Genomic DNA, 15239 nt, shown 5'->3' with positions numbered 1-15239 from the left:
TCCATGAGGAAGCAGCCGGGCATCTCGCCTCTGCTTCCAGTTTATCGTTTTATATCCCGTATTTAACACGCGACGGAAGCAGACGCTCCGCCATCGCGTTTACGTAACAGCTGGGTCGGAACATGTTAAGATGCCGAAATCCGCATGACGCCATGAAAACTGTTCATGAATAGCGCTTGTTTGATGATGCCGGGCGGGTACGAACGCGCGTTTTTCAGCCCCGCACATTGAGGTTCGGCGCCAGCGACCTGCTCTAAGCGGGCTCTCCACCGCGCTTATTAGTCGAGCCTAATGCCATGAGATCAACGGGTCGGTTGCCTGGACATGATCGCCTGAGCGACGACATGTCGGCACAAGCAATTTTTCGTGTTCACGAACGCCGCCACCGCACTCCCAGAGATCCCAAAATTAACGATTGGTTAACCATATCCGTCGTTTACAATGATTAACGGCCGTCGGGTCGTTGATTCGAGGGCCCGGCGTCAAATTTGTGCCGGATACAGGGGAATACGATTGCGGCGATCGGAAACATGGGTTTGCTAAGATTGATGGCCCTTGCGGGGTTGGTCGGCCTGGTCGCCGGCTGCACATCGACCGGAAATATCAGACAACCAAGCGCCGCTGAAACCATAGCGAGCGAGAAGGCGCTTGTCCTGCCGCCGCCCGGTGGCCCCTCGATCGTGAGCGTCGTCGAGCAGAAGCGCGGCAACGGCGTGGATCAATCCATCTCGCTGTTTACCTCGTCCTCGGTTCCCGGCCAGAATTTCCTGAAAGTGCAGTTTCTCGGCGGGCGGGGGTGAGAATCCCGGGGCGGGCAGCGTCTCCTACAAGATGGTCAACGAGAGCACCATCGCGCGCGAAATGGTTGCCGCCGTCCCGGGCGTGCGGATGGCGCGTTCAACGACTTTCCTGCAGAACAGCTACGGTCCCTTCGGCTATGCCTCCGGCACCAGCCGCGGCGGAGACACATGCATCTACGGATGGCAGCAGATCCGTTCCAGCCGCTCGGACCAGACGCAGGCCCGCAATTTCGGAATGATCCAGGTGCGCCTGCGGTTGTGCGATGCGCGCGCGACCGAGCGCCAATTGCTCGGCGTGATGTACGGGTACACCGTCATCGGCACATTCAATGGCGAAATCTGGAACCCCTACGGCACGACGCAAGGGGCCGATCCGACCCTTGGACGCCCCGGGAGCCCGATCTATCCCGACGAAGGCGGATATCGCGCAACGTCGATGCCGATCGGCTACGAGCCGGCGCCGACGCAGACTTACTCGCGCCCCGCGACGGTGCGGCGCGCGGCTGCTCGCCCTGCCGCCGCGGCGCCGATCTTGCCGCAAGCGATCGGTCCCCGCGTGCCGGGCCCCGACCTTTCCGAGAACGTGCCGCAAGCGCCTATGGAAGCACCGGCAACGACCAGTGTATCCGCTCAACCGCAAGCCCCGCGACAGACGATGACCGCGAGTGGGGTCAACGTCCCGTCGCCCGACTGCATCGGCAACACGGCGAGCGCCGCCTGCCAGAGATGACGATCAGATAGGCCGGGACCGGCGACGGTACCCGGCGCAATGCCTTTGAAGGAAAGCCGATGCATAAGGCCCGCAGCATCTTGATCTGGGCAGTGGTTGCGATCTGCGTGGTCACGCTGGTGACCTTGCCGGTGAACCTGCAGGCGCAGCTGATCGCCAGCATCACCGTGGTTGCCGTGATGGCGATCATCAAGGGGCTCAAGGGCGAGGGAATGTGGCGTCTGATCGCGCTCGCCTTCGGCACGGCGATCGTTCTGCGCTACGTCTATTGGCGCACGACCAGCACATTGCCGCCGATCAACCAGCCGGAGAACTTCATCCCCGGCCTGCTGCTCTATCTTGCCGAAATGTACAGCGTCGCCATGCTGGCGCTCAGCCTTTTCATCGTCGCCACGCCCTTGCCGCCGCGGCCGTCACGCGTTGGAAAACTACAGCGTTTCCCGCATGTCGACGTTTTCGTGCCGACCTATAACGAGGATTCCCACCTTCTCGCCAACACGCTGTCGGCCGCCAAGGCGATGGACTATCCCGCCGACAAGCTGACCGTCTGGCTGCTCGATGACGGCGGGACGGTGCAGAAGCGCAATTCGAACAAGCTGCTGGAGGCCCAGGCGGCCGTCGCGCGTCACAACGAGCTCAAGCAGCTCTGCGAGGAAATCGACGTGCGTTACCTCACGCGCGAGCGCAACGAGCACGCCAAGGCCGGCAATCTCAACAACGGCATGCAGCATTCGACCGGCGAGCTGATCGCCGTCTTCGATGCCGACCACGCTCCGGCGCGCGACTTCCTGCTCGAGACCGTCGGCTATTTCGACGACGATCCGAAGCTCTTTCTGGTTCAGACGCCACACTTCTTCATCAATCCCGATCCGCTGGAGCGCAATCTGCGCACCTTCGACAACATGCCGAGCGAGAACGAGATGTTCTACGGCATCATTCAGCGCGGGCTCGACAAGTGGAACGCGGCCTTTTTCTGCGGCTCGGCGGCGGTTCTCAGCCGCAAGGCGCTGGAATCCCAGAACGGCTTCAGTGGCATCAGCATCACCGAGGATTGCGAGACGGCGCTGGCGCTGCATGGAAGCGGCTGGAACAGCATCTATGTCGACAAACCATTGATCGCCGGTCTGCAGCCGGCGACCTTCGCGAGCTTCATCGGCCAGCGCAGCCGCTGGGCCCAGGGGATGATGCAGATCCTCAGGTTCCGTTTCCCGCTGCTCAAGCGCGGGCTGACGCTCCCGCAGCGCTTCTGCTACATGTCGTCCACGCTCTTCTGGCTCTTCCCCTTCCCGCGCACGGTGTTCCTGTTCGCGCCGCTGTTCTACCTCTTCTTCGATCTCGAGATCTTCACCGCCTCCGGTGGCGAGTTCCTGGCCTATACGCTGGCCTACATGCTCGTGAACCTCATCATGCAGAACTACCTCTACGGTTCGTTCCGCTGGCCGTGGATCTCCGAGCTCTACGAGTATGTGCAGACGGTGCATCTGCTGCCGGCGGTGATCTCGGTCATGCTCAACCCGAGAAAGCCGACCTTCAAGGTGACCGCCAAGGACGAGTCGATCGCCGTCAGCCGACTGTCGGAAATCAGCCGTCCGTTCTTCGTCATCTTCGCCGTGCAGATCATCGCGCTTATCGTTACCGTCTATCGCATCTATACCGAGCCCTATAAGGCCGATGTCACGCTCGTCGTCGGCGGCTGGAACCTGATCAACCTGATCATGGCCGGCTGCGCGCTCGGCGTCGTGTCGGAACGCGGCGAACGCGCGTCGTCGCGCCGCGTGCGCGTCAACCGCCGGGCGGAGTTCGGCATCAACGGCAAGTGGTATACGGCCTCGATCGAGGACGTGTCGGTGCATGGCGCCCGCTTGCATGTGTTCGACAAGCAGCTGGAACAGTCGCTGGTCGGCGTCGAAGGCGAAGTGCGCTTCCGTCCGTTCAGCGGCGCCGAGCTGGAGACGCTGCCTTTGGTCGTGCGCAACATCCAGCCGACGGAGGGCCTGCTTGCCGTCGGCTGTCAGTATGCTCCCAAGAGCGCGCTGGACCACCGACTGATCGCCGACCTGATGTTCGCGAATTCGGCTCAGTGGACGCAGTTCCAGCAGGGCCGGCGCCGCAACCCCGGCCTGATCCGGGGCACGATCTGGTTCGTCGGGCTTGCCTTCTACCAAACGAGCCGAGGCCTCGTCTATTTCTTCCGCAGCATGCGGCCCGAGCGCGAAGAGCAACGGCAGGTCTCGAAGGTGAACGGCTGATGCGGAAGATCGCCACGAGCCTTGCTTTTCTCCTCGCGGCCTCGGCCCTGGCTTACGCGCAGACGACGCCCTTCGACATGTCGGGCGAACGTCCGCCGGAAGCTGCGCCCGCCATTCCCCGCCTGACGCTGCCGGCGACACCGCCTGCTTCGGCTGCGCCGTCGACCAGCGCCGCGCCGCCTTCCGCGCCGGTCACGCCCGCACCCGTGGCCCCGCCCGCGCCGATGCAGCCGATCCAGCCATTTGCCGTCACGCCGCCCGCGCCGGCGCCAGCGGCCGAACAGCCCGCGTCATCTTCGCCCCAGCAAAACGCGGCCCCAGCGGCGGTACAGCCAGCACCTGCGTCTGCACCCGCGGCACAGAGGCCAGCGCCACCGACCGAGGCATCCGTCGGTTCGGCGCCCGCGGCGGCTTCGCCCGCTCTGCCGCCAGGCACATCACGGCGTTATGTCGTGCCTTTCGCGAAGCTCGGGCTCGACGGCGAGTATGACCGCAGATCGTGGTCTGTCTATCTGACGCCGGAGCAGGCGGCAGCGCAGGCGACCTTCAACTTCAGCTACCAGAATGCGATCGTCGTCGCGCCCGAGAGCTCGCAGTTCGCGATCCTGATCAACAACAGGGTGATCGGACAGCAGCCGGTCGGCTCTTCGGATGGCTCGTCGACCGTCTCCTTCAGCGTGCCGCCGCGCTTGCTGCAGCCGGGCGCCAACCTCCTGACGATCGAAGCGACACAACGCCATCGCACCGATTGCAGCGTGCAATCCACGTATGAGCTGTGGTCCGACATCGACCCGGCGCAGACCTATCTGACTTTCGTCGGCGAGGAGACCGCGAAATTCTCGAGCACGGACGCCATACGCGCGATCGGCGTTGATGGCGCGGGACAGACGGCGTTCAATTTCGTCGTGCCGGCGCTGGAGCAGCCCGGGACCACCAAGCCGTTGCTCAGACTGGCGCAGGGCCTTTCGATCTTGAGCGGCATGCCGAACCAGACCGTGTCCTTCACCACGAATTCTTTGCCCGCGTCATCTCCGGGACGGATGACGGTCGTGGTCGGGACGCCGAGCGAACTGCAGCCGCTGTTTGCCGTACCGGTTGCCGCGCAGACGGCTCCGCTCGCGACCTTCGCGACCGACCCGCGCTCCGGCCAGACCGTGCTCTTGATAACCGGACCGTCCTGGCCGGCGATCTCCACCGCGATCGAGACGATCGTCTCGACCACCGACCGCGCCGTAACGGTTCGTCGCGATGCTCTGGCGACACAGCGCTGGACCGCACCGGATGCACCACTGATCTTCTCCGACAGGACGATTGCCTTCTCCCAGCTGGGCGTGAAGTCGACGGAATTCTCTGGACGCCGCTTCCGCACCACCTTCAACATCGCCGTCCCGGCCGATTTCTACGCCAATGCCTATGGCGAGGCGACCGTGCTGCTCGATGCGGCCTATACGCAGAGCGTGCTGCCGGGCAGCCAGATCGATGTCTACGTCAATGGCAACATCGCATCGACCTTGCCGATCACCGCCAAAGGCGGCGGCATCTATCGTCATCTGCCTATTCGCGTGACGATGCGCCACTTCAAGCCCGGTCTGAACTCGGTATCGATCGAGACGATCCTGCGGACGGAAGAGGACAATGTGTGCGTGCCGGGAACCGCCGCGGGCGCGGGGCCGCGCTTCGCGCTTTTCGACACGAGCGAGTTTCGCATGCCGGATTTCGCCCGCGTCGGCCAGCGTCCGAACCTCGCGGCGCTCGCGGGAACCGGCTATCCCTACAGCCGCGCCGCCTCGCCCACCCCGCTCTTCATCGACCGCGTCGACGCCGACACGCTATCGGCCACCGCGACCCTGCTCGGCCAGATGGCTCTGATGGCCGGCCGGCCGCTCGATGTCGAACCGGCCGCCTCGCCGGGCGCGATCGGCGAACGTGACGCGATATTCATCGGCTCCATCTCGCAAATGCCGCAGGCAGTGCTGTCGCAGCTCAATATCGCGACCACGAGCCAGGCGACCTGGAGACCGCTGGCCGCGACACAGACGACGCCCAGCGAGACCAACGTGATGTTCGACGAGTGGCGCTCCAGGGTCAGCGGCGGCGTCTGGCAGGGCCAGATCACCTCGTTCCAGGAATGGCTGCGGCGCAACTTCGACATCTCGCTGAGTTCGTTGCAATTCGTGCCCGGCGCCGAAAAGGTATTCACGCCCTCAAACACCAACAGCTTCATGATCGCACAAGGCGCGAGCACTTCCGGCGACGCCACATGGACCGTTGTCACCGCTCCCTCCGCGAAGGATCTCAGGGAAGGCGCGAACGCCATGACGGCGCAGCAAAATTGGCCGCTGATCGCCGGGCACGTCACGACCTATTCCGCCGCCACGGGCAAGATCGACACGGTTCCCGTCACCCGGTTCGATTTCGTCAAGACCGAGACCTGGACGCTTGCCAATTACCGCCTGATCGCGGCGAACTGGTTGTCGACCAATGTCCTGTCCTATGCGGTTCTTCTCGTGGCCTTGTCGCTGCTGATCGGCGTTGCCACCGCCGGCATGCTGGGAAGACTGGGTCGGCGCGAATGAGGGGCTGGCTGACGATATTGGTCGCCGCGGCGATCGCATCGCTGCTCGGCTGGAGCCAGCCCGCATCCGCGCAGACCGCCAGGATCGACGCGGCCGCCTGGAGCGCCTACAAGGCCAAGTTCCTCGACCCCACCGGCCGGATCATAGACAACGCCAACGGCAATATCAGCCACAGCGAGGGACAGGGCTACGGGTTGTGGCTCGCCTATCTCGCCAACAACCAGGCCGATTTCGAGCAGATCTGGTATTTTACCCGTACCGAGTTATTGCTGCGCGACGACGGCCTCGCCGTCTGGAAGTGGGACCCATCAGCCAAGCCGCACGTCACCGATGCCAACAATGCATCCGATGGCGACATGCTGATCGCCTATGCGCTGGCGCTGGCGGGCTCGGCTTGGAAAAACAATGATTACATTGAAGCGGCCGCCAGGATAGCGAAGGCGCTTCTGGCCAATGCCGTCGTCAAATCGGGCGGACGCACGATCCTGCTCCCCGGCGTCGAGGGTTTCGACGCCGCCGGGCGCCAAGACGGGCCGGTCATCAATCCATCCTACTGGATTTACGAGGCCATTCCCATCATGGCCCTGCTTGCTCCATCCGACGCATGGAATGCGCTCACAGAGGACGGGCTGACATTGCTCCGCTCCATGCAGTTCGGACCGCGCAAGCTGCCGGCCGACTGGGTGAGCCTGCGCCGCCAGCCGCAGCCGGCCGAGGGGTTCGACGCCGAGTTCGGCTACAACGCCATCCGGATTCCGCTCTATCTCGCCAGGGCGGGAGTTTCGGACAAGGAAATGCTTTTACGATTGTCGTCGGGAATGACCGCCGGCGATGGAGCACCGGCGACGATAGACTTGAAAACTGGCCAGCCGAAACAATCACTTGACGACGCTGGTTATCGAATTGTTAACGATGTTGTGGCCTGTGTAGCACAAGGAACGAAGCTGCCCGCGTCGTCCCGGCAGTTCGCGCCATCGCTCTATTATCCGTCGACCCTTCAGCTTCTGGGGTTGGCGTTCGTCGCGGAGAAATATCCAGAGTGCCTTTGAAATCCTCGCTTGTCGCAGTGTCGGTCGCAGTCGTGGTGGCAGGTCTTGTCACCGCGCTGAAGGATCGCGCCGCCATTCAGGAGATGCTCGGCCTCGGTGAACCCACGGCGACGCCTCAGTTGATGCTGATGGGACGGATCACCGGTCCCGACGGCCCGGCGAGGCAGCCGGCGATGGACATGCAGACGATCGCCGAGGAGATACAGGCAAAGGCAAGCGCCCAGGCCCCGTTTAATTCGCAGCCGCAGACCGAAGCGATCTCGCCGCAGCCAGATGCGGTCGCCCAGGCGCAGCCGCAACAGCCGGCCGTACAGCGACCCGTCCCCACCCCTTCGAGCGCCCAACCGGCCGCGCCGAAGGTGGACGAGAGCGCGCTTCGCTATTTCGCGAGCCGCGGCGACAAGGCGCGACTGCAGGCCGAGATATCGCGACTTCAGGCGCTCTATCCGAACTGGGTCCCTCCGGCCGATCCGCTCGCCGTTCCCCAGAGCGGTGACAAGCAGCTCGAAGCCATGTGGCAGCTCTATTCCGAAGGCCGCTACGCCGAGCTTCGCAAGTCGATCGCCGACCGCCAGGGAGCGGAAACCGGCTGGCAGCCGCCGGCCGACCTGCTCGACCGGCTGGACGTGGCGGAAGCGCGCGCGCGGCTCGTCAACGCCTCCGATCTGAAACAATATACGACCGTCGTGCAGATCGGCGCGGCGACGCCGAGCCTGCTCACCTGCGCCGACATAGACGTGCTCTGGCGCGTGGCCGAGGCCTTCGCCCGGACCGACCGCATGCCGCGCGCGCAGGATGCCTACAGCTACATTCTGAAAACCTGCACCAACCCGCAGGAGCGGCTGGCCACGGTACAGAAGGCGTCCGGTCTGCTGCCATATGCGCCGATGCAGGTCTTGCTCGGTCTGGAGCGGCCCGATGGAAATGGCGGACGCGAATTCGACAGCATCCGTAGCGACCTCGCCCGCAATTTCGTCGCCGCCGGCAATGCCAATCCCGACCTTGCCGTCTCGCCCAACTATCTGACGCTGGTGCAGCGGCTGGCCGAGACGCAGGGGCTGGCGTCGGACGATCTTCTGCTGGGCTGGTATCATCTTCGCCGCGAGAATTACGCCGAAGCGGAAAAGTGGTTCCGCGCCGGACGCGCAAAGGAGGATTCGGCCAGCGCATCGCAAGGGCTGGCGCTGACGCTGATCGCCGGGAAGAAGGAGCAGGAGGCGGAAGACGTCATGTACAAGTGGCGCGGCGACTCCAAGGATGCCACCGCCACCTATCTCGCCGCCACCGCCAACCTGATGGCGCTGCAGCCGCCGGCGAATATCGCCGAAAACGTGCTGAGCCGCATCGCAACCGAAATCATCGCGCAGAAATACGTTCCGACGGCACAGCAATTCGGCTGGTATGCGCGCTCTCTCAATCAGCCACAGACGGCGGCGCGCTGGTTCGAGACCGCGCTGCGCTGGAAGCCGGATGACGAACCGTCCGCCTACGGCCTGGTGATTACGCGCGAACAGCTGAACGACCGCCGTGGCGTCGCGGAAGTGCAGCGGCTCTGGGCCGGGCGCTCGGAGCGCATCGCCAGACTGGGCGAGACCTCGTCGCTGACACCGCCGACGCAGGCGCCGCTTCCCGCGCCTGGTCAGGCACCGCAGCTTCAGCCGCAACAGTTGCAGACGCCACAGGCGCAGAGCTACCAACCTCAGGTGATCGCCGAGCCCGCTCCCGTGGTGGCCGTGGCTGCTCCAGCACAGCGCCCCCTGCCAAGACAGGCGGACGTGGCCCGTTCGCCCATGCCGTCCGCTTCCGTCTCGCGCGGCGCCCGCCAGCCACGCGGCTGCTCGACCACGGTCGATGCGCGGCTGCTCGATCCTCAAAGCGCGCTCACCCGCGGCTGGTGCCTGATGGACCTGAACCGGCCGATGGAAGCGGTTGCAGCCTTCGAGGCCGCGCTCGCGAGCCCGACACGCAAGGTCCGCGAAGACGCAGCCTACGGTCAAAGCCTCGCCTATCTGCGCGCCGGGCTGTCCAACAATGCCGCCGTCGCGGCGACCAAGGCGCCGCAGACCCGCCAGCGGGCGGCGGAACTGCAGGTTTCCATCCTCGCCGACCGGGCCCTTGCCGCCTTCTCCGCCAAGCGCTATCGCGAGACGCTCGTCTATCTCGATCAGCGCGCGCAATTGCAGCAGGAACGCATCGATCTGATGGTGCTCAGGGGCTACAGCTACCTGAACCTGCAGATGTATGGAGACGCCGAGCGCATCTTCAATGCCGCGGCATCCGTCGGCAGCAGGGATGGATATCGTGGCCTCGCCGACCTGAAGGCCGCGACGCACCCCGAAGCAAAGCAATAGTCATCCAGAATCCGGTCGATGCGTCTGGCCCGCCAGCGCAGCCAATCCTTGCCGAAACGCGCCCAAGCTGGCTGCTCTTGACGTTCTCATAAAAATAGAACATAACAAGAACAAATAGCGAGGTAAGCGTATGACCAGAACTGAGGAAGTCATAGCAAACGCACTGGCGGTCGTGGCCGCGTCGCGCGCTGAGCGAGAGCGCGATGCCGAACGACGACGCCGCGTCTTCGGCAAGATCGAAATCGGCCTGCCGCTCCCCAAGATCAAGGGCCAGCAGCTCAGCCTGGATCTCCACTGACCGGTGCTTGCGGGGCGACGTGGGCTGGTATTTTCTCGTGTCGGGTGGTTTCAATAGCCGGGCGGATCGGTTATCCCGGCTGCCGAGAAAGAAGATGGGCGAGTGCGTTTGCCCGTCACAGATGAGAAAGCTCGTCCATTGCCGGATACCACGCCTTCCTGCTTCGACCGCCCCTACTCCGCCTTCCTTTTCGACATGGACGGCACGATCCTTAGCTCTCTTCTGGCCGCCGAGCGCGTTTGGGGCGCATGGGCCGCGCGGCAGGGGCTCGATGTCGAGGCTTTCCTGCCGACGATGCATGGCGCGCGCGGCGTCGATACCATCGCCAAGCTGAACCTGCCCGGCGTCGATCCGGTCGCCGAGGCCGCTGCCATCACCGAGGCGGAGATCAACGACGTCGAGGGTGTTTTCGCATTGCCTGGTGCCGCGGCATTCCTGGCCGCGCTGCCGAGCGACCGCTGGGCGATCGTCACCTCGTCGCCGCTTCGGCTCGCGCACAAGCGCCTGGAGGCAGCCGGCCTGCCGATACCGAAATTCATCGTGACCGCCGAGGACGTCGAGGTCGGCAAGCCCAATCCGCAATGCTACATCCTGGGCGCCGAACGCCTGGGCTTCAGCCCGAGCGAATGCCTGGTGTTCGAGGACGTGCAGGCAGGCATCCTGGCCGGAGAAGCAGCCGGTTCCGATGTCCTGGTCATCACGGCGACACAGCACCACGATCTCGAGACCTCGCATCCGACGCTTCATTCCTACGAGGACGTCCGCGTTCGGATCTACGAGGACGGCAAGGTCGGCCTCCGCAAGTAATACACGGACTGAAAATGCCCGCCGCGAGACCTGCGGCGGGCATCTGCTCTTCGGCTCGGGAGAGAGTGAGCCTTAGATGTTGGCGAGCAAATCGTTGATGCGTGACTCCATGTCGGCAAGCGCCGCATCGATTTCCTTCTGGCCGGTGATAGCAGCGCTCATCTCCTGGCCGATAATGTCCTGGATCGCGAACTGGCGCTGAACGGTCGGCGGCAGCGGGGTGCCGAGCGTCGCGATCGCCGAGATCGTGTCGCGGTGCGGCAGCGCCTTGAACTCCTTGGAATCGAGCACCGCCTTGACGGCTGGCAAATGGCCGGTGCGCGACCAGTCGAAATCGTTGTCGCGGAAGAACTTCAGGAACTTGCCGATGGCGGCGACCTCCTCCTCGGAGCGGTCCTTCTGCGACACAGCCCAGCTATGGCCGTCGGCATACTGCGCCTTCTTGCCCGGGAAGAGTTGCGGATACGGATAGACGGCATAGCCGCCCTTGTTGAGCGCCGTGCCCGCTGTCTCGGACGAGGCATTGTAGTCGCCGATCACCCAGGTGCCGTTCAGCTGCACGCCGCCTTCGCCGGCCAGGAACGCGTTGATGCTGGCGGCGTAGTCGAGGTCCTTGACCGTATCGCCGTTGTCATAGATCGCCTTGTACATCTCGAGGACCTTCTTGGCCTCGGGCGTATTGATCTTCACCTGCTTCGGATCGGCGAAGAAGTTGGAATCCTGCTGGAAGAGGTAGGTATAGAGGTTGCGCGTGTAGAGCGCGACTTCGTTGGCGAGGTTCTGGACGAAGTAGGGCTTGCCGGTCTTTTCGCGGAACTGCTTGGCTTGTGCCAGAAGCTCTTCCGGGCTGGTCGGCAGCTTGGGCGTGCCGTCGGCGTTGACGAGGTCGGCCTTTTTGAAGAGGTCCATGTTGATGTGGTAGAGCATGGTCCAGTTGTCGATCGGCAGGCCGTAGATCTTGCCTTCCTTCGTCACGCCGCCGAGGCTGGCTTCGGTGAAGTCGGTCGGCGCGACGCCTACGGACTTCAGCACGTCGTCGAGCGGCATGATCAGGCCCTTGCTCTGGTAGTCGGCAAGCACGGACTGGTGGATGGTGACGATGTCGGGCGGATCGCCCGCGGCGAACTGCGCGGTGAGCTGGTCGTAGCCCGGCCATTCGACCGTGGTCACGGTCACGCGCACATCGGGATTGTCGGCGTTGAACTTGTTGATCAGCGAGGTGATGATACCGCACTCGCCGACGGCCTTGCTGACATCGGTGTTGGTGCCCCAATCGGCATCGCAGGCCCCAAAGAAACGTTGCACGGTAAGCTCCGTGGCGGCGAAGGCCGGCGTTGACGCGCCGGCAAGCGCGATCACCGACGCCGCCGCCAGCATGTATTTCCTCAATGTATGTGTCATGCCCTTCTCCTCCTCTTCGGGGCTTTGCCCCTTTGGCTGGCCTCCTCCCGGGAAGCCGGTTTCGACGTCACCGCTTCAAGCCTCAGCGCACGGCGGCGCCGGAGACCGCGGTCACGATGTATTTCTGGAAAAACAGGTAGAGAACGAGGATCGGCGCGCTGGCAAAGACGGCCTGCGACATCAGAAAGCCGAGGCCTTCGGACTGCGCGAAGTTGGTCTGTGTCGATGCGATGCCGACCGTCAGCGTATACATTTCCTTCTTCGTGCCCGAGATCAGCGGCCAGAAGTAATCGTTCCAGGCGCCGAGGAAGGTGAAGATGCCGAGCGTCGCCTGGGCCGGAACCGTCAATGGCAAAAGCACCTTCCAGAAGATCTTGAAGCGACTGGCATTGTCGAGCAGTGCCGCTTCGTCGAGCTCCTTGGGGATGGCGCGGAAATACTGGGTCATCAGGAACACGCCGAACGGCGCTGACAATCCGGGCAGGATCAGTCCCTGATAGGTGTTGTGGAACTTCAGCCAGCTGAACAACTGATGGCGGGCGATGAGCACCGCCTGTTCCGGAACCGCCAGCCCCAGGAGCACGATGATGAACAGCGTGTTGCGATAGGGAAAGTTCAGCCGCGCGAAGCCGTATCCGGCGAGCGACGACAACACCAGCGTTCCGATGGTAAGCCCGCCTGCGACGATCACGCTGTTCAGCACCCAGCGGAACACCGACGATGTCGCCAGGATATTGATATAGTTGCCGATCGTGTAGGGCGCGTTGAAGACGGAGTTCATATCCGCCATCAGCTCCTTGTTGTCCTTCAGCGACAGGCCGATCACCCACAGCACCGGCGCAAGCATCACCAGCGCGCAGAGAATGGCGAGGAAAAGGATCACGCGGTCGCCCAGCGAGCGGCCGACCATATTGCCACCTGTCGCGAGACTCATCCTTCTTCTCCCTTTCGGCGCGAAATGACGTACTGCGCCATGGCGGCGACGAGGATCAGCATGAAGAGGATTTCGGAGGCGGCAGCACCCAGCCCGAGATCCCATTTGGTGAAGGCCGCTTCGTAGATGTAGAAGACGATCGGCTTGGAGACGTTGTTCGGGCCGCCGTTGGTCATCAGCTTGGCCTGACCGAAGAGTTGGAACTGCAGGACGATCTGGATGATCACGACCAGCGCGAAGGTGCGGCGGATGGACGGCAGCGTGATGTACCAGAGCGTGCGCCAGCGGCTGGCATTGTCGAGCGCCGCCGCTTCGTAGATATCGCCCGGAATCTGCTGCAGGGCGGAGAGGAACAGCATCATCGGCAGGCCGATGCACCACCAGATGGTGGCGATGGCTATGCCGATCATCGCCAGCTTCGGATCGGAAAGAAACGCCGGAGGCGTGGCGCCGAACCAGCCATAGATGGTGGCGAGCAGGCCGAAATTGCCGATGAAGACGATACGCCAGATCAGCGTGACGATGGTCACCGACAGAACCGACGACGAGAAGTAGATCGTGCGAAGGGCGGCCGCCGTGCGCGTCTTGCGGTTCAAGGCCAGCGCCAGCATCAGGCCGATGATGGCGAGCGCCGGGACAGTCAGGAGCACGAAGTAGAAGGTGTTGCCGATCGCCTGGATGAAGATCTTGTCGCGAAACAGCCTGAGATAGTTGTCGATCCCGACGAAACGGCCGACGCCAAAGGCATCCGCCTTGTGCAGGCTCAGCCAGATGCCCCAGAAGAGCGGCACGATGAGCAGCGTCACGAAGAAGAACAGATAGGGCAGAACGAAGATCGCGTTGCGCCAGAGCGGGGCGTTGATGTTCTGCACCTTCAGGCGGGCGGAAGCCTTGGCGAGCGTGCCGGTGGCTGACAGCGTCGTCTCAGCCATGGCCCGGCTCCTCATTGTGCCAGGCGCGGCCGTCGTCGTTGAATAGATGCGTTCTGCCGCCGTCGAGCGTCAGCCCGACTTCGTCGCCGATCGCGACACGGCTGTTGCCGATATCCTCGGCGACGATGACGCTGCCATCCGTGAGCCTGGTATAGAGCAGCGTGCGATCGCCCAGGCGTTCGAGCACATCGACCTTGCCCCTGGTGGTGGCGGGGACGCCGTTGGCGATCTTCACCGCCTCGGCGCGAATGCCGAGCGCATGGTTGCCGCCACCGAGACCGGCGGCGCGGATGGCGGTCTTGAGTTGCGTGCCATCAGGCAATTTGGCGGTGATGAAGCCGTTCTCTTCCGCTATGCCGACATCGAGAAAGTTCATCGTCGGCGAACCGACGAAAGTCGCGACGAAGCGGCTGGCCGGGCGGGAGTAGATCTCCATCGGTGTGCCGATCTGCTCGATCTTGCGGTTGTTCATGACGACGATGCGATCGGCCAGCGTCATCGCCTCGATCTGGTCGTGGGTCACGAAGATCATCGTCGACTTCACGCGGTTGCGAAGCTGCGCCAGTTCGACGCGTGTGCGGACGCGCAACGCCGCATCGAGGTTGGACAATGGCTCGTCGAACAGGAATGCCTTGGGTTCCTTGACGATGGCGCGGCCGATGGCGACGCGCTGGCGCTGGCCGCCGGAGAGCTGGCCAGGCTTACGTTCCAGGAGATGACCGATCTCGAGCATACGGGCGGCCTCGGCCACGCGCGCCGTGATCACATCCGATGGAACCGCGATGTTGCGCAGCCCGAAGGCCATGTTGTCAGCGACCGTCATGTGCGGATAGAGCGCGTAACTCTGGAACACCATGGCGATGTCGCGCTGGCCGGGTGGCAGCGTATCGATGCGCTCGCCGTTGATCGAGATCGTGCCGTCATCGACACTCTCAAGCCCGGCGATCATCCTCAGAAGCGTGGATTTCCCGCAGCCGGAGGGGCCGAGGAAGACCATGAACTCGTTGGCCTTGATCGACAGCGACAAGCCGTCGAGCACGGTCATCGAACCATAGCGCTTGCTGACATTGCTGATTTCGATATTGGCCGTCATCCGGCTGCTCCCAAGATGC

General features: G+C 63.5%; 11 protein-coding genes and 1 pseudogene. 7 read left to right on the top strand and 5 right to left on the bottom strand.

Annotated features, from left to right (window positions below):
• Positions 1-530 precede the first annotated feature (530 nt).
• Positions 531-1530 (top strand): annotated as a pseudogene (gene bcsN, locus P3R82_RS02090) (cellulose biosynthesis protein BcsN).
• A gap of 59 nt (positions 1531-1589) precedes the next feature.
• Positions 1590-3779 carry a UDP-forming cellulose synthase catalytic subunit gene (gene bcsA, locus P3R82_RS02085; RefSeq protein ID WP_283192810.1) on the top strand — a complete coding sequence of 730 codons (2190 nt, stop codon included), beginning with the start codon at positions 1590-1592 and terminating at the stop codon, positions 3777-3779.
• Between the two features lie 52 nt (positions 3780-3831).
• Here the strand turns inward: bcsA and P3R82_RS02080 are convergent, their stop codons facing one another.
• On the bottom strand, positions 3832-4215 hold the full coding sequence (locus P3R82_RS02080) for a hypothetical protein (RefSeq protein ID WP_283192809.1): 384 nt from the start codon (positions 4213-4215) through the stop codon (positions 3832-3834).
• 16 nt (positions 4216-4231) lie between these two features.
• Between P3R82_RS02080 and P3R82_RS02075 the strand changes: the two genes are divergently transcribed.
• The 5 genes from P3R82_RS02075 (at position 4232) to P3R82_RS02055 (ending at position 10860) form a co-directional block, all read left to right on the top strand.
• On the top strand, positions 4232-6355 hold the full coding sequence (locus tag P3R82_RS02075) for a cellulose biosynthesis cyclic di-GMP-binding regulatory protein BcsB (RefSeq protein ID WP_283192808.1): 2124 nt from the start codon (positions 4232-4234) through the stop codon (positions 6353-6355).
• Entirely contained in the window at positions 6352-7404 is a 1053-nt protein-coding gene (locus P3R82_RS02070) for a glycosyl hydrolase family 8 (protein ID WP_283192807.1), read from the top strand. The genes P3R82_RS02075 and P3R82_RS02070 overlap by 4 nt, the downstream gene beginning before the upstream one ends.
• Complete coding sequence (locus P3R82_RS02065) at positions 7401-9755, top strand: cellulose synthase (protein ID WP_283193485.1); 2355 nt, start codon at positions 7401-7403, stop codon at positions 9753-9755. The genes P3R82_RS02070 and P3R82_RS02065 overlap by 4 nt, the downstream gene beginning before the upstream one ends.
• A gap of 130 nt (positions 9756-9885) precedes the next feature.
• The gene (locus tag P3R82_RS02060; RefSeq protein ID WP_165936891.1) at positions 9886-10053 is read left to right on the top strand and encodes a hypothetical protein; all 168 of its coding nucleotides are present in this window, start codon (positions 9886-9888) and stop codon (positions 10051-10053) included.
• Between the two features lie 138 nt (positions 10054-10191).
• The gene (locus P3R82_RS02055; protein ID WP_283192806.1) at positions 10192-10860 is read left to right on the top strand and encodes an HAD-IA family hydrolase; all 669 of its coding nucleotides are present in this window, start codon (positions 10192-10194) and stop codon (positions 10858-10860) included.
• Positions 10861-10932: 72 nt separating this feature from the next.
• Here P3R82_RS02055 and P3R82_RS02050 read toward each other — a convergent pair whose 3' ends face one another.
• The 4 genes from P3R82_RS02050 to ugpC all read right to left on the bottom strand — a co-directional run bounded on the left by P3R82_RS02050 (position 10933) and on the right by ugpC (position 15220).
• On the bottom strand, positions 10933-12261 hold the full coding sequence (locus tag P3R82_RS02050; protein WP_283192805.1) for an extracellular solute-binding protein: 1329 nt from the start codon (positions 12259-12261) through the stop codon (positions 10933-10935).
• A gap of 82 nt (positions 12262-12343) precedes the next feature.
• Positions 12344-13195, bottom strand: a complete 852-nt coding sequence (locus tag P3R82_RS02045) for a carbohydrate ABC transporter permease (protein ID WP_183900911.1) — start codon at positions 13193-13195, stop codon at positions 12344-12346.
• A complete protein-coding gene (locus tag P3R82_RS02040; RefSeq protein ID WP_283192804.1) occupies positions 13192-14127 on the bottom strand; it encodes a sugar ABC transporter permease in 936 nt (311 codons plus the stop codon). Before P3R82_RS02040 ends, P3R82_RS02045 begins: the two co-directional genes overlap by 4 nt.
• A complete protein-coding gene (gene ugpC, locus P3R82_RS02035; protein WP_283192803.1) occupies positions 14120-15220 on the bottom strand; it encodes a sn-glycerol-3-phosphate ABC transporter ATP-binding protein UgpC in 1101 nt (366 codons plus the stop codon). Before ugpC ends, P3R82_RS02040 begins: the two co-directional genes overlap by 8 nt.
• Positions 15221-15239 lie beyond the last annotated feature (19 nt).

Origin of the sequence: Rhizobium sp. AN80A (assembly GCF_030053015.1) — a bacterium.
GTDB lineage: Bacteria > Pseudomonadota > Alphaproteobacteria > Rhizobiales > Rhizobiaceae > Rhizobium > Rhizobium metallidurans.
The sequence above is the reverse complement of the archived record's forward strand: the minus strand, read 5'-3'. Positions and strand labels throughout refer to the sequence as shown.